This is a genomic window from Streptomyces caelestis (assembly GCF_014205255.1).
GTDB lineage: Bacteria > Actinomycetota > Actinomycetes > Streptomycetales > Streptomycetaceae > Streptomyces > Streptomyces caelestis.
In genome coordinates this window covers 5184932-5199586 of sequence record NZ_JACHNE010000001.1, presented here as the reverse complement: position 1 = coordinate 5199586, position 14655 = coordinate 5184932, and the positions used below count along the sequence as shown (strand labels likewise).

The 14655-nt window shown below is 72.4% G+C and carries 11 protein-coding genes and 1 riboswitch; of the genes, 5 read left to right on the top strand and 6 right to left on the bottom strand.

The genetic code is table 11. The features are described 5' to 3' along the window. Window positions 1-274 precede the first annotated feature (274 nt). Window positions 275-448: riboswitch (cyclic di-AMP (ydaO/yuaA leader) on the top strand. A 3-nt stretch (window positions 449-451) separates the two neighbouring features. Beyond that, window positions 452-1234, top strand: a complete 783-nt coding sequence (locus HDA41_RS23845) for a LysM peptidoglycan-binding domain-containing protein (RefSeq protein WP_184987020.1) — start codon at window positions 452-454, stop codon at window positions 1232-1234. Here the strand turns inward: HDA41_RS23845 and HDA41_RS23840 are convergent. Then, window positions 1198-2046 (bottom strand): HAD family hydrolase, encoded by an 849-nt coding sequence (locus HDA41_RS23840; protein ID WP_184987018.1) that lies wholly within the window; start codon window positions 2044-2046, stop codon window positions 1198-1200. The two genes, HDA41_RS23845 and HDA41_RS23840, sit on opposite strands and share 37 nt — an antisense overlap. Before the next feature lie 192 nt (window positions 2047-2238). Here HDA41_RS23840 and HDA41_RS23835 point away from each other — a divergent pair, with 192 nt between their 5' ends. From HDA41_RS23835 to HDA41_RS23825, 3 genes are all read left to right on the top strand, one after another. Then, window positions 2239-3303 (top strand): GNAT family N-acetyltransferase, encoded by a 1065-nt coding sequence (locus HDA41_RS23835; protein WP_230299412.1) that lies wholly within the window; start codon window positions 2239-2241, stop codon window positions 3301-3303. A gap of 19 nt (window positions 3304-3322) precedes the next feature. After that, window positions 3323-4618 (top strand): glycosyltransferase family 2 protein, encoded by a 1296-nt coding sequence (locus HDA41_RS23830; protein WP_184987014.1) that lies wholly within the window; start codon window positions 3323-3325, stop codon window positions 4616-4618. Window positions 4619-4761: 143 nt separating this feature from the next. After that, the gene (locus HDA41_RS23825; RefSeq protein ID WP_184993677.1) at window positions 4762-5517 is read left to right on the top strand and encodes a polysaccharide deacetylase family protein; all 756 of its coding nucleotides are present in this window, start codon (window positions 4762-4764) and stop codon (window positions 5515-5517) included. A 12-nt stretch (window positions 5518-5529) separates the two neighbouring features. On the opposite strand, the gene HDA41_RS23820 is transcribed toward HDA41_RS23825, so the two are convergent. The 5 genes from HDA41_RS23820 to HDA41_RS23800 all read right to left on the bottom strand — a co-directional run bounded on the left by HDA41_RS23820 (window position 5530) and on the right by HDA41_RS23800 (window position 12894). Then, window positions 5530-6681: a glycosyl hydrolase gene (locus HDA41_RS23820; protein WP_230299411.1), complete on the bottom strand. Its 1152-nt coding sequence runs from the start codon at window positions 6679-6681 to the stop codon at window positions 5530-5532. Further along, a complete protein-coding gene (locus HDA41_RS23815) occupies window positions 6678-7118 on the bottom strand; it encodes a hypothetical protein (protein WP_184987012.1) in 441 nt (146 codons plus the stop codon). The genes HDA41_RS23820 and HDA41_RS23815 overlap by 4 nt, the downstream gene beginning before the upstream one ends. Continuing rightward, window positions 7115-8929 (bottom strand): phosphatidylglycerol lysyltransferase domain-containing protein, encoded by a 1815-nt coding sequence (locus HDA41_RS23810; RefSeq protein WP_184987010.1) that lies wholly within the window; start codon window positions 8927-8929, stop codon window positions 7115-7117. The genes HDA41_RS23815 and HDA41_RS23810 overlap by 4 nt, the downstream gene beginning before the upstream one ends. Window positions 8930-9269: 340 nt before the next feature. Continuing rightward, window positions 9270-11642: a lipopolysaccharide biosynthesis protein gene (locus HDA41_RS23805; RefSeq protein WP_184987008.1), complete on the bottom strand. Its 2373-nt coding sequence runs from the start codon at window positions 11640-11642 to the stop codon at window positions 9270-9272. Then, entirely contained in the window at window positions 11635-12894 is a 1260-nt protein-coding gene (locus HDA41_RS23800) for a DegT/DnrJ/EryC1/StrS family aminotransferase (protein ID WP_184987006.1), read from the bottom strand. Before HDA41_RS23800 ends, HDA41_RS23805 begins: the two co-directional genes overlap by 8 nt. Window positions 12895-13204: 310 nt before the next feature. Here HDA41_RS23800 and fahA point away from each other — a divergent pair, with 310 nt between their 5' ends. Beyond that, window positions 13205-14416 carry a fumarylacetoacetase gene (fahA, locus tag HDA41_RS23795; RefSeq protein WP_184987003.1) on the top strand — a complete coding sequence of 404 codons (1212 nt, stop codon included), beginning with the start codon at window positions 13205-13207 and terminating at the stop codon, window positions 14414-14416. Window positions 14417-14655: the final 239 nt, after the last annotated feature.

The following is a 14655-nucleotide window of genomic DNA, read 5'->3' as shown; positions in this document are numbered from 1 at the left end:
CAAATTCCCGTTGGGGTAGATTGCTCTGCGGGCTTGTGATCAGTGAGTTGAGTCACGTCACCCCCTGCGGCACCCCACTCCGGCACCGGCCCGTACCTCCTTCCGCCGAACGCCAGTTGAGCCTTGGCTCCCGCAAAGGATCAAGTGCCCCATAAACCCTGATCAAGGTCAACCAGCGCGATATGTGACTCCGGTGCTTGTTCCCGACATGTGCTCTCGCATACGTTCCGGGCCTGTCCGGCGGACGCCGAATCCTGCCACCGCCCGGACTCCCCACACGAACCCACTCACTCACGCAGGGCAGGAGCGGGGGACCCAGGTAAGTCGCCGGTCCGCGCAGCGGAACGGCTCGGGGTGAAGCCGCGTACGGCGCACAGCGCCGTGGGCGGCCGGGCACCTCCCGGCCCGAACCCGACAGCTCACCTCGCAGGCGCCGGAGAGGAACATCGCCATGCCCGGACGAGGTAAGCACCGTCGCCCCAGAACCAACCCGATCACCCGTCGCGTCATAGCCGCCGGTACCGGCGGAGCGGCACTCACCCTCCCGCTCCTCGGCGCGACGCACGCCAGCGCCGCCCAGCCGGCCCAGAGCGCACCCGCCGCCGCACAGTCCGTGCCGCAGGCGGCCCAGCCCGCCAAGTCCCTCACGTACACCGTGACCAAGGGCGACACGCTCTACCGCATCGCGGACAAGTACGACGTGTCGGGCGGCTGGAAGCAGCTGTACAAGGACAACCGCGCCGCCGTCGGCGACAACCCGGGGCTGATCCGCCCGGGTCTGAAGCTGAAGGTGAAGACGGCCAAGGCGGGCGCCGTGAAGAAGACGGCGACCAAGTCCTCCGCCCCCGCCAAGCCGGCCGCGAAGCCCGCCGGTGGCGTCGCCGAGGCCACCCAGGCCTCCGCGAAGACCTACGCCAACAACCTGGACGGCTGGATCCGCGAGGCGCTGGACATCATGGCGCAGAAGGGGATTCCGGGTTCGTACGACGGCATCTACCGCAACATCATGCGTGAGTCGTCCGGCAACCCCCAGGCGATCAACAACTGGGACTCGAACGCCGCCAAGGGCACCCCGTCCAAGGGACTCCTCCAGACCATCGACCCGACCTTCCAGGCCTACCACGTGGACGGCACGTCGTGGGACCCGTTCGACCCGGTCGCCAACATCACGGCGGCCTGTAACTACGCGGCCGCCCGCTACGGCTCGATCGACAACGTCAACGGCCCGTACTGAGCCGTCCCGCCCAACAGTCGTTCGAGGACGACGGCGATGCCGTCGTCCTCGTTCGACAGGGTGACCTCGTCCGCCACGGCCTTGAGTTCGGGATGGGCGTTGGCCATCGCCACCCCGTGGGCGGCCCAGTCGAACATCGGGATGTCGTTGGGCATGTCGCCGAAGGCGATGGTGTCCGCCGGCCGCAGCCCCAGGTGCTCGGCGGCCAGCGCCAGGCCCGTCGCCTTGGTGATCCCGCACGGCTGGAGCTCGACCGTGCCGGGCCCCGACATCGTCACCGTCGCGAGTGAGCCGACCACCGAGCGGGCCGTCGCCGCCAACTCGTCGTCGGACAGGTAGGGGTGGCGCAGCAGCACCTTGCTGATGGGCTCGCCCCACAGCTCGTCGCGCCGCTCGACCCGTACCGCGGGCAGGGTCGGGTGCGGCATGAGGTAGCCCGGCTCGATGAGCGTGAGCCCGTCGACCCCGTCCTGGTCGACCGCGGCGTACACCTGCCCCACCTCGGCCTCGATCTTGCCGAGGGCGGTCTCCGCCAGCTCCCGGTCCAGGGTGATGGACCACAGCAGCCGGTCCGCGCCGGCGTCGTACACCTGCGCGCCCTGCCCGCACACCGCGAGCCCCGTGGCGCCGAGGTCGTCGAGGAGCGGCCGCACTCTCGGCGCCGGCCGGCCCGTCACCACGAGGTGCTGGGCACCGGCGTCCGCCACCCGCGCGAGCGCGGCGAAGGACCGGTCGGACAGGGTGTCGTCGCCGCGCAGCAGCGTCCCGTCCAGGTCGGTGGCGATGAGTGAATATGCGAGGGGTGCGGCCATGATCAGAGAATACGGACAGCGCGCCCTTTCGTTTCATCGCGCGGCGGCCGCCGATTGCCCGGTTGAAGGCCTCTGCACCAGTTGGCAACAACATGGTCCGCTACCTACCCGTGGGGCCGTCTCGGGCGGTACCTTCCAAGTGTCCAGGGGGGACTTGATCGGGGGGTCAGGTTGAGCAGTGGGCGCGTACGTGTGGCTCGGCCCGGGGAGCTCGGCGAGGGGGAGAAGGAGCGCTGGCGCGCGCTGCGCGCGGCGGCGGAGACACCGCGCAACCCCTTCATGGAACCGGAGTTCACCGAAGCCGTCGGTCTGGTGAGGCCCCAGGCCCGGGTCGCGGTGGTCTACGAGGGCCTGGAGCCGGCCGGCTTCCTGCCGCATGAGCGGGGCCCGTTGGGCCAGGGCCGGGCGATCGGGCTCGGCGTCTCGGACGCGCAGGGCGCGATCCTGCGGCCCGGCCTGCGTCTGGGCACGGGTGAACTGCTGCGGGCCTGCGCGCTGTCGAGCTTCGCCTTCGACAACCTGGAGGCCGGGCAGCGGCTGTTCGTCCGGTACGCGGCCGAGGAGCACGCCACCTACGTCATCGACGTGGAGAAGGGCTACGAGACGTACGAGTCGGTGCTGCGCGCCCAGTCGCCGAAGTTCCTGAAGACCACCCTGGCCAAGGAGCGCAGGCTGGGCCGGCAGGTCGGCGACCTGCGGTTCGTGTTCGACGAGCGGGACCCGGCCGCGCTGCGCACGCTCATGGAGTGGAAGTCGGCGCAGTACCGCAGGACGGGCCGCCTGGACCGGTTCGCCCGGGAGTGGATCACCCGGCTCGTGGGGCGGCTGGCCCAGACCCGGGCGCCGGAGTGCAGCGGCACGCTGTCCGTGCTGTACGCCGGGCAGCGGCCGCTGGCCGCGCACTTCGGGCTGCGCTCGGCGTCGGTCCTGGCCTGCTGGTTCCCGGCCTACGACCCGGAGTTCGCGAAGTACTCGCCGGGGCTCGTGCTGCATCTGCGCATGGCCGAGGCGGCGGCCGCCGAGGGCATCGGCACACTCGACCTCGGGCGGGGCGCGGCCGAGTACAAGGACGCGCTGAAGACGGGCGAACTGCCCGTGTACGAGGGCGCGGTGACGCGTCCGGGGGCGGGCGCGGCGCTGCACTGGCTGAGCCGCGAGCCGGCGCGCCGCGCACACAGCTTCGTCCGCGGCAGGCCACGGCTCGCGTCGCTGGCCGCGCGGACCCTGAAGGGCGCGGCTCGGCTGCGCCGTACCTGACGACGAGGGGGGAGGGCGCATGGCCCGTTCGGCACGTGCGCAGGAGGAGATACGGCGGTTCCTGGACATCGGGGCGGTGCAGGTCGCCGAGCTGGACCTCGACCGTGACGAGGCGGAGCTCAGACCCGGCCCGGGGAGTCCGCCGGTGACGCACGGCGAGGTGTTCGTGCTGGTCAGGCAGGGCGGGCGGCCCGTGGGGACGTTGCTCGCGCGAGTGCCGGAGGGGGCGGACCCGAAGGCCGTGCTCGCGGCGCGGGCACGGGCGGAGTGTGCGCCGGCGCAGGCCCGTGGACCCGGGGAGGCCGGTGGGTCCGGGGAGCCGCCGTACACGAGTGTCGTGATCGCGACCCGGGAGCGGGCCGGGCAGCTGGCCCGGGCGCTGGACTCGCTGCTGGCGCAGGACCATCCGCGGTTCGAGATCGTCGTCGTGGACAACGCGCCCGTGACGAGCGAGACGCGGGACCTGGTCGAGCGGAAGTACGCCGAGCGCGTGCGGTACCTCCGCGAGCCGGTGCCCGGCCTCGCGGTGGCGCACAACACGGGGCTCGCGGCCGTGCGGGGCGAGGTGGTCGCCTTCACCGACGACGACGTGGTCGCCGACCCACGCTGGCTGACCGAGCTGACCGCGTCCTTCGCCGCCGACCCCGGACTCGGCTGCAGCACCGGGCTGATCCTGCCCGCGCGGCTGACCACCCCGGCCCAGGTGCTGCTGGAACGTCACGGCGGCTTCGCGAAAGGCTTCACTCCAAGGACGTACGACCCGGCGTGCCCGCCGGTCGACGAGCCGCTGTTCCCGTTCACGGCGGGGCGGTTCGGCTCCGGTGCCAACATGGCCTTCCGGACGGCCGCCCTGCGGTCCGTCGGCGGTTTCGACCCGGCCACCGGCGCCGGCACGGCCGCCCGGGGCGGAGACGACCTCTACGGCTTCGTCCGCGTCCTCGCCGAGGGCCACCGGCTGCGCTACACCCCGTACGCACTGGTGTGGCACCACCACCGGGAGACCTGGCGGGACCTGGAGACCCAGGCGTACGGCTACGGCGCCGGACTCACCGCCTACCTCACCGCGGTGCTCGTGAACCGCCCAGGGCTGCTGCCGGCGTTCCTCGCGCGGCTGCGCCGGGGCCTCGCCCACGCCCGCACGCTGACCGCCGTACGCGAGACGGAGGGCGGCGGGGCGCCGGGCGACCACGACGTGCGGACGCATCCGTGGCCGCGGCGGCTGTCGCGGTTGCAGCGCAGGGGGATGGTGTACGGACCTGTCGGCTATCTGCGCGCGCGGCGGGCTCTGCGCGCGCGTGGTGAGGGGGCGAGATGAGGACGTCTGCACGCACGCGTGGTGAGGGGCAGGGGGACGGCAGAGGCCGGGCGGAGCGGGGTGCGCAGGACGGTGAGGGGCCGATATCGCCACCGGGTGCGGCCGGTTCCCCGGCCATCCCGGTCTTCCTGTACCACGCCGTGATGGACGACCCGCCCGGCTGGATCGCCGAGTTCACGGTCACGCCGAAGCAGTTCGCCGCGCATCTCGACGCCGTGGTCCGCAGCGGCCGTACGCCCGTCACGATCAGCACGATCGCCGACCACCTGGCCGGGCGCGCGCCCCTGCCGCCCCGACCCGTACTGCTCACCTTCGACGACGGCTTCGCCGATCTGCCCGGCCCCACCGCCGAGGCGCTGGCCGAGCGTGCGCTGCCCGCCACCGCCTACCTCACCACCGGCGCCATCGCCCCGGGCGGCCGCAGTCTGCTGCCGCCCGCGCCGATGATGACCCTGGACCGGGCGGCGGAGCTGGAACGTTACGGCATGGAGATCGGCAGCCACACGGTCACGCACGCACAGCTCGACACCCTGTCCGGCAAGGAGCTGGCGTACGAACTGCGCTCGTCGAAGGCCGTGTTGGAGGATGCCCTCGGGCACGAGGTCCGCCACCTCGCCTATCCGCACGGCTACAACAGCCCGCGCGTACGGGCGATGTCGGCCCGGGCCGGCTACGAGACGGCGACCGCCGTGCGGCACGCGCTCAGCTCCGACCGCGACGAGCGCTACCGCATCGCCCGGCTCATCGTCCGGCGCACCCACACCGTCGCCGACGTCGAGGGCTGGCTGGCGGGTGCGGGCGCGCGGGTCGCGCCGTACCGGGACGGACCGAAGACGATCGCCTGGCGGTGGTACCGGCGGGCCCGCGCGGTGGTGCGCGGGCCCGAGTTCGCGGGCTGATCCCTGCCTGAGTTACGTGAGCGGCTGGTTGAAGTACGGATCGGCGACCGCCTCACGCAGGCTGTCCCAGGCCGCGTCGTTCGCCAGGGCGAGGTTGCAGTGCGGCCCGGGGTCGCGGTAGTTCCACTGGAGGGCGGCCTTGACGCCCTCCAGGCCCTTCAGCACGCCGGGCACCTGCGCGTACCACTCGGCCTGCCGCTGCGGGCGGCCCGAGTCCGCGGCCGTGCCGAACTCGGAGAGCATCAGCGGCTTGTCGTCGGAGATGTTCTTACGGATCCACTCGTGCGCGGCGTGCTGTGTCTGCGCGAAGCTGAGCCAGCCGGTTTTGTGGCAGCGGTAGTAGTTGTACTGGTTGTAGCCGATCCAGTCGACGTAGTCGTCTCCGGGGTACATCCGCTTCATCTCGTCGGCGTGGTCGAGGTAGCCGGTGGTGATCCACGTCCACACCACGTTGTCGACGCCCAGTTCGCGGAACCGGTCGTGGATGTGCCGGTACGCCTTCACGTACTCGGCGGGGGTGCCGTTGTCCGGGGTGCGGGTGTCCATCTCCAGGTCGAAGGAGAGGAACACCTTCTTGCCGTAGTCCTTGACGCGCTTGGCCTGGACGTCGATGACGGTCTCGTCCAGCTCCCCCGAGGCGATCTGCTTCCAGGTCGGCTGCTGCGTCCTCGTGCCGCCCCACCACTTGCTCTCCCAGGACAGCAGCAGCAGACGGTCCTCGCCGACGCGCTGCTCCTCGGGGGTGAGCAGCTGGCCCTCCCGGCGGGTGCCCTCGGGCAGGGACATGTCGTGGTACGTGTACACGATGTCGAGTTCGCGGCCGACGCGTTTCTCGTAGGCGCGCACCTTCTCCGGCAGGTCGTCCCGCTCGTGCGGCACGAACGCCCCGAACCAGGCGCCGCAGGGCGGTTCCAGGAGCGCCGTGGGGCGGCAGTCCGCCTTGGAACCGGTGGCTCCCGGGTCCGGCCCGGAGGCGTTCCGGAGGGCGAGTGCGCCGACCAGGACCGCGCTGACGATCGTGGCGGACGTGATCAGCAGACGGCGCCGGCTCGATGTGAACGGGCCGGCGGACGGCTGCTCCTCGTGTGGCTGTGGCCTCCTGCGGTGCTGTCCGGTCGTGGCCGGCTTGCGGCGAAAGGGACGGTGGGGACGGTTGAACCTCACTGAGCAGAACCCTTCGGTGTCCTCGGTGTCGTCCTCGGTGGCGGGGAGGCGCGCAGCGGGGGACAGAACGCGGCGAGTGTGGTCAGCAGCGTCAGCGTCAGCAGCACCCGCTGGGCGCTGAAGGTGTGCGTGGCGATCAGCACGGTCGCGACGAGCATCACGGCGCCGATGCTCAGTAACAGCATCAGCATCAGCCGCTCCAGCAGGTCGGAGTGGCGGGCGAAGTCCGGGTCCCGGCGCTCGACGGGCCCTTCGGCGGGCCGCGCCCCCAGCGCGGGGGCGCAGACCCTGACCACGGCCGCGCCCGGGCCCGCCGCCAGGAAGAGGACGACGGCGGCGCCCCGCAGCGGCGATCCGCCGGGCAGCGCGAGCGCGGCGAGCGCGAGCCAGCCGCCGAACGGCGGCAGCATCCGGACCACGAGTTCCTGCGGTGTCATCGCTCCGCTCCCTGGGCCTGCTTCAGTACGTAGAGCCATCCGGCGCTGTTCTCCGCCACGAGCTGGAACCGTGGTGAGGCGGCGACGGACTTCTGGATGCGGTCCAGCTGCGTCTTGTCGAGCTGTCCGTTCATCTCGGAGTTGGCCAGCTGCCCCTGGGTGAGCAGGAAGTAGGCCCGGGCCGGCCGCTCCACCCCGGCCATGTCCCTGGCGAGGGTGCCGGCCGGGTTCTTGACGATCCGGTCGACGTGACTGCGGGCGTCGTCGAGGAACCAGTAGTGGTCGACGCTCCAGTAGGAGGCGTACGCCAGCGGGTAGTTGCGGTTGGCGGCCACGACGAGCGAGCCGTCGGGCGCCTGGTCGAAGAGCTGCCGTACGAGAGCCACTTCCTGCGGCGGGAAGTAGTTGATCCGGTCCTTGCCCGAGTAGGCCGGGACGAACGCCAGGGTTCCGCCGAGCAGTGCGGCCAGGCCTACCCATGTGCCGATCCCCCGTCCGCGGGCCTTCACGGGGGCGGCCCGTCGGCCGGCGGCCTCCTTCGCCGCGGCGTCGGCGGCCAGCGTACGGACCTTGGGCAGCAGCGCGGCGGCGGCGAAGAAGGCGGCGCCGGGCAGCATGAACAGCAGCACCCGGAAGATCATCTCGCTGCCGTAGCTGCTCGCCGCGAACATCGGCAGCGGCGCCGCCGCGATCAGCAGCAGGGGCCGGGCCCGGTGCCGCAGCACCCGTTGGCGCAGGACGCCGACGGCCGCGAGCAGCAGGACGGAGCCGGACAGCAGCCGGGCCGCCCAGGAGGTGGCGATCGCTCCGGTGCCGGTCGGGGTGGCGCCGTACCCCGTCTCCACGTTGGCGCCGACGTCACCGACGGAGCGGATCATGTCCGGCATCGCCGCGGACAGGAAGGGCAGCGCGGCCGTGAGACACCAGGCCAGGAAGATCACGACGATCGTGACCACCGGGACCCAGTCGCGGTAGCGGCGGCTGAGGCACAGGGCGACCAGGCAGACGACCAGCATGCCCGGGGTGAGCTGGTGGGAGATGACGATCGCCACGAGCATGACGGTGAGCAGCACCGTCCACACGGCCTGCCGGGGCCGCCCGCGCCGCCCGGCGGACCGGCCGAAGCGCCGCAGGACCAGGGCCAGGACGCCGACGTGCAGCGCGTAGGCCACGGACTGGGGGGAGAAGTAGTCCTGCCCGACCCAGTTGGCGACGTAGAACAGCCAGACCGCGGTCCAGATCAGCCGCCGGTCCTCCGTGAACGTGCGGTAGATCAGCAGCAGCGGGAGGAGCAGCATCAGGCTGGAGACCAGCGGCCACCAAGCCATGAACATCGCCGCCGAGTCCACGCCCAGCAGCCGCATCAGGGCGGCCTGCGCGGCGAAGAAGCCGGGCCACTGGTCGTACACCGCCATGTCGCCGACCTGCTCGGCCGTTTGCAGACCGCCGGCCGTCAGCAGATGGTCGATGACCGCCTCGTGCTTCCACGCCCAGGCGTACAGCGGGGTCGGGTAGACCACGGCCTGCGTCACCCGCTCCATCACCAGCAGCCCGAGGACGTACGCCGCCGCCCAGGCGCCCGGGCGGCGCGGATCGCGGACCGTGAACCAGAACCCGGTCGTGAGCACCGCGAAGCCGGCCCAGAAGGCCGGGTGTACAGCGGTGACCAGCCCGTAGTCGTCGAGCCGCGAGACGTCGGTGTGCCGCATGGCGTACGCCCACAGGGCGAGCGCGACGAGCAGCGGAACGCCGGGCCAGACCGGCGCGCGCCACCCTGACCGGGCAGGGGGCAGGTCGGACAGATCCGTCACGGGCTCATGGGCGGGGCTCGACGACTCCGAGGAGGAGGGGCTGGAGGACTGGCTGGAGATCTCGGGGCTGCTGCCGGGGGTGCTCGCGCCGTCCCGTGCGGGTGTGGGTTCTGGCGTGGATCTCTCCCTCGGAGTTACTGGCGGACGCACGGTGGTTCCCCCCTGGCGGTTCGGCTCTGTTCGGCTCTGGAGCTTGATCAGTCGCTGGGTCGGCCGTTCGGCCTTCTGCGGTGCGGTAGGGCCCTTCTGATGGATATCCGCAGGAGAAGGAGCGGCTGGATATCCGCAGGAGAAGGAGCGGCGTTCGGTGACTGCGATCGGCGTGCGGTGCGGAGATCCATCAGAAGGGCCCTGGCCTCATGGCCGACGCGGCGCGGCGGCAGACCGGCAGGAGCAGGACGAGTACGACGAGTACGGCGAGCAGGGGCGGCGCGACCGGTGCGAGCGCCTCACTCCACACCCAGCCGCCGACCGCGACGAGATACAGAACCCCCCAGCGCCCCGGCCACGTCAGCCGTCCGCCCGCGCTCGCGAGCAGCAGCCACAGCGGTACGAGACACAGCAGCTGGCAGACCGGCGGCGCCCAGCGCAGCAGCGGCTCGGGGCCGTCGAGCCCCAGCGCCTCCGCGAGGAAGCCGGCCGTCTTCACATACAACGCCCCTTCCAGCGGCCGCGGTTCCCGCCCGAGGGCGACCGGTGCGGCGTACAGGGCGAGCAGGGCGGCGGACAGCGCCGTGCCGGGCAGCCACGGGTCGCGCCGGGTGCACAGCGTGAGGGCGGCGACGAACACCACGAGCAGCAGGCCTCCCGCGGTGAGCGAGGGCAACGGCAGGCCCTCCAGCAGCTGACGCCCGGTCAGTGCCGCTCGGGTCGTGCCGCCGAGCCAGGGCAGGTCGCGCAAGGGCGCCCAGAAGAAGAGGGTGGCGACACCGAGCAGGCTCCAGAGGGCGCCTCTCAGCCGCCGCTCCTGGGTCTCGTCCTCGGCCTCGGCGCTTCGCTCGTACCCACCGGTCCCCTCGTGGTCGGCGGTTCCCTCGCGCCGGGGTGCTCTCGCCTGCCCGTGGCCGTCGCGGTCCTCGCCCGCATCCGCCGTCTCGACGGCCTCGGCGCTCGCCCTCTTCTCCACGGCGTCCGGATGATGCGGCGCGTCCGGATGATGCGGCGCGTCCGGATGATGCGGCCGCACGATCAGCGCCAGCGTGTCCGCCTGGAGCGCCTCGCGTTCGTATCCGGGGCACCCTATGAACAACGTGACCGTGTCCTCGTCGCCGTCCTTGGGCTGGTACGCGGCCCGGCGGGCCCAGGCCGTGCCGTATCCGGCGGTGGCGTTCAGTTTCGCCCAGCGGGTGCCGTAGGAGGGATGGGAGGGATCGGCCGGCGTACGGGCCGCGGGCGCGCTGTCGTTGTGCCGCAGTGCCGCGCGCAGCCCGACCGAGGAGACCACGGCGATCAGCGTCATGCTCAGCAGGACCGCCCAGCCGGCGCCCGCGATCCCGGCCGGGGTGAACAGCACGGCCGCGCTGCCCAGCACCAGGGCGCACATGGCGCCTTGGAGCGCGGCGAGCACACCCGTACGCCCCTGCACGCGCAGTACGCCGATGTAAAGCTCCACCACCACCCGGGGCAGTGCGCCGAGGGCGAGCAGCCGCAGCACGGTCGAGCCGTGCTCGGCGTAGTCCGGGCTGAAGGGCGTGAGGATGTACGGGGCGAAGAGGACCAGCACCAGCACGACCGGGACCAGCAGCAGCGTCATGCGCCGCAGGGCGCCCCGGACGCCGTCGGCGAGTTGTCGCGGGTCGTGGGAGGCGTGCGCGGTGAGGGACGAGGCCATGTTGATGGCCATGAACTCCATCGTGCCGCCGACGGTGTACGCCACGTAGAAGTAGCCGTTCTCGGCGGCGCTGAAGCGGACCGCGACCATCACCGGCAGCAGGTTGATCATCGCCAGGCTGAACAGCGCGCCCAGCGAGTCCCCGGCCAGGAAGCGGCCCATGTCGCGGAGTTTCGGGGGTTCTTTCTCGCGCTCGAGTTCCGCTTGGCGCGGGATGAGCCGGCGGAAGATCAGCCAGCCCAGCGGCAGTGTGGAGAAGGCGATCGCCACCGCCCAGGAGACGAAGATGCCGAGGACGGGCAGCGTGCCGGCGAAGACGGCCAGCAGGACCAGTTTCCCGACCGAGAACACCGCGTTCCCGGCCGGCACCCACTCCGCCTTGCGCAGGCCGGTGAGCACCCCGTCCTGGAGTGTGAGCAGCGCCCAGGCCACGCACGCCGCGACGAACACCGCGCCCGCCATGGGCGTCCCCAGAGGCGCGTACGACGCTCCCCACGCGTCGAGCGTGAGCAGGAACACGGCTGCGGCGAGCGCCACGATCAGCGAACTGGCCGCGTACGTGCCCCACACCAGGCGCCCGGTCTCCCGTCCCGCGCGCGGGACGAAACGGACGACGGCGCCGATCATCGTCGTCGCCGTGATGCTGGCGAGCAGCCGCATCGCGGCGATGGCGGCGGAGCCCTGGCCGACGGCCTCCTCGGAGTAGTAGCGGGCGGCCACCAGCCAGAACCCCAGGCCCAGTACGGCGGAGACGCCGGTGCTGAGCATGAGGAAGTAGGCGTTCTTGAACAGCGAGTCGTGCGTGTGCTCGTCGTCGGCGGCAGGCTTCGGTCCGCCGCCGGCGCGCGTGGTGGCGGGCTCGTGCACCTGGATCTCAGCCACGGGACTGACCCAGCCCTCCCCGTTCCGGCTCGCTGCGGGGTGGTTCTCCCGGTGCCTCGACCGGCCGTGCCCCGGACCGCTCCAGCACCTCGACGACCGTCCGGGCCCGCAGCGGGTCCACGGGCAGCGCGTGCCGCGCGAACCAGCGGGCCGCCTCGGGGGCCGGTGAGGGGTCGGTGAACTCCGCGCCCGCGTAGTCGTCCAGGGGCGGGTCGTAGAGGTAGCCGACGACGACGCCCTGCCGTGCCAGTGCCGCGATCGCCGCGTCGCGGTCCGCCACGAACAGCGGGACGCGGAACAGCGGCTGGGTGCCGTGCCCGTCACGGGGCTTGGCCCAGGGTGTGGACAGCAGCAGCTCCGTGCCCGCCCGGCAGGCGTCCAGCACCTCGTCCAGCCGGTCGAGCCCGCGCCCGACGCGCCGCAGGCGCAGCCGGCCGGACTCCTGGCGGTAGTCGTGCATGTCGACGCGTACCCAGGGGTGGTGGGCGTCGAGCCCGGGCGCCCGGCGGGCGGCCCGCGCGAGTTCGTCCGGGCGCAGCGGCATCCGGATCTCCTCGCGGTCGGCCAGCCCCAGCAGCCGGATCGCGGCCCAGGCGGCGCGCCGCAGCCGCAGCCCGCGCACCGCCGACTCCGCGTACGGCCGCATCACATAAGCCAGTTCGGAGCCCGGCCGACGCGGCGTGAGCAGTCCCGCGCAGGTCTTCTCCACCGCCTCCCGCAGCCCCGGGTCGGCGAGGGAGAGCATGCCTCCGGCCTTCGCCCCGACGTGCTTGGACAGGCTGAACGCGGAGGCCTCGCCCCACGCCCCGACCGGCCGGTCCCCCACCCGGCTGCCGATGGCGTGCGCCACGTCCTCGAACAGCGGGATCCCCAGCGCGTCGCACTTCTGCCTGAGGCGCGGCGCCGGGTCCGGGTTTCCGTACAGGTTCGTCGTGAGCACGGCCGACACCGATCTCCACGTCTCGTCCGGCACGGCATCGATGTCGATGGACGCGTCGAGCGGGTTCAACGGCGCCTGCACCGGCCGGAGTCCGGCCGCGAGCACGACGAAGAAGATGACGTCGTCGTTGACCGGCGACATCAGCACCCGGCCGCCGGGCGGGCACCAGTGGCGCAGCGCCACGTACAGCCCGAACCGGCACGACGGTACGTACACACATTCCCGGCCGAGCCGCACGCGCATGGTCTCTTCCAGCCGCTTGAGCTGCGAACCACGCCGTACCGAGCCCGGACCGGCCTCCCCAATGGCCATTCGCCCCCCTGGTGTGCCGTCGGAACGCCCCCTCCCCGAGGCCTTCCGGCACCCGCCCAGAGTCGCCCCGTTCGCACCGCTCCGTCAAGATTGCGTCGCGTCCTGTGGATAACTTCCGGCACGCACGAATACGGCGTCCCGACCGCCGTGCCGGAGGCGCACCGTCCGGTCACACCCGGGCCCACCTGCCCCCTTCACCCGTATCCGCCTCCTCGGACACTGCCCAGGACCGGTGTGCCACCCGTAACGTGTGGCACGACCACGAACACGTGGCGACGACACGGCACACCCGAAAGCGAGGCAGCACCCGATGCCCCCCTTCGATGTCCCCGAGGGCGACCCCTTCGGCCCGCACAACCTGCCGTACGGCGTGTTCTCCCTCCCCGGCTCCTCCCACCGGACCGTGGGCGTCCGGCTCGGCGACCACGTGCTGGACGCGGGCGCGGCGGCCCACGCGCTCGGCTCCCCGTACGCCTCCCTGCTCGCGCGGCCGACCCTCAACCCGCTGCTGGCCGCGGGGCGCACCGCCTGGTCGGACGTACGCCGGGCGCTGACGGCCTGGGTGACCGTGCCGTCCCACCGCGAGACCGTCGCGCCGATGTTCCACCCCCTGTCCTCGGTGACCCTGCACCTCCCCTTCGAGGTCGCGGACTACGTCGACTTCTACGCGTCCGAGAACCACGCCCGGAACGTCGGCCGGATCTTCCGCCCCGACGCCGAGGACTCCCTGACCCCCAACTGGAAGCACCTGCCGATCGGCTACCACGGCCGCTCCGGCACGGTCGTCGTCTCGGGCACGGACGTCGTCCGCCCCGCGGGCCAGCGCAAGGCGCCCACGGACCCGGCTCCGGTGTTCGGCCCGTCCGTCCGCCTGGACATCGAGGCGGAGGTCGGCTTCGTGGTCGGCGTGCCGTCCCGGATGGGCGAGCCGGTGTCCCTCGACGGCTTCCGCGAGCACGTCTTCGGTCTCTGCCTCCTCAACGACTGGTCCGCGCGCGACATCCAGGCCTGGGAGTACGTCCCGCTCGGCCCGTTCCTCGGCAAGTCCTTCGCCACGTCGGTGTCCGCGTGGATCACCCCGCTGGACGCCCTGGAGGAGGCCCGGGTGGCGCCGCCGGCCCGGACGCACGAGCTGCTGCCCTACCTGGACGACAGCGACGACGAACCCGGGGGCTACGACCTGCGGATCACCGTCGCCGTCAACGGCCACGCCGTCTCCGAGCCGCCCTTCTCCACCATGTACTGGACGGCCGCCCAGCAGCTCGCCCACATGACCGTCAACGGCGCCTGCCTGCGCACCGGTGACCTGTACGGCTCGGGCACGGTCAGCGGCCCGGCGGACCACGAGCGCGGCTCCCTCCTCGAACTGACCTGGAACGGCCGGGACCCGCTCGAACTCCCCGACGGCAAGCGGACGTTCCTGGAGGACGGCGACGTGGTGACCCTGTCGGCCTGGGCCCCGGGGCCGGACGGTGTGCGGGTGGGGCTGGGCGAGGTGACGGGGCGGGTGGTGCCGGCCTGACGGCACTCCACGGCCCGGATCCGGCCGGCAGTCGCCCCTCCCGGCGCTTCTGATGCCGCTCGACCCCTGACTCACACCGCCCGGCACCGTCATACTGGGCGTCGGGCGGTGTGCCGCACGCGTGGCCGGGCACGGAACGGTTCGGCGCGTTCGTCGTAGGTACGTCCACCGCGTCACCGGTGCGCCCAGCAGCCGCCCTCCCCCGCACGACCCGTAGCCGCCCCTCTTCCGACCAGGAA

Excerpts from the sequence above, each read along its gene's own strand:
- HDA41_RS23830 (WP_184987014.1), top strand. The coding sequence starts at position 3,323 with ATGGCCCGTTCGGCACGTGCGCAGGAGGAGATACGGCGGTTCCTGGAC.
- fahA (WP_184987003.1), top strand. The coding sequence starts at position 13,205 with ATGCCCCCCTTCGATGTCCCCGAGGGCGACCCCTTCGGCCCGCACAAC.
- HDA41_RS23845 (WP_184987020.1), top strand. The coding sequence starts at position 452 with ATGCCCGGACGAGGTAAGCACCGTCGCCCCAGAACCAACCCGATCACC.
- HDA41_RS23840 (WP_184987018.1), bottom strand. The coding sequence starts at position 2,046 with ATGGCCGCACCCCTCGCATATTCACTCATCGCCACCGACCTGGACGGG.
- HDA41_RS23800 (WP_184987006.1), bottom strand. The coding sequence starts at position 12,894 with ATGGCCATTGGGGAGGCCGGTCCGGGCTCGGTACGGCGTGGTTCGCAG.
- HDA41_RS23825 (WP_184993677.1), top strand. The coding sequence starts at position 4,762 with ATGGACGACCCGCCCGGCTGGATCGCCGAGTTCACGGTCACGCCGAAG.
- HDA41_RS23815 (WP_184987012.1), bottom strand. The coding sequence starts at position 7,118 with ATGACACCGCAGGAACTCGTGGTCCGGATGCTGCCGCCGTTCGGCGGC.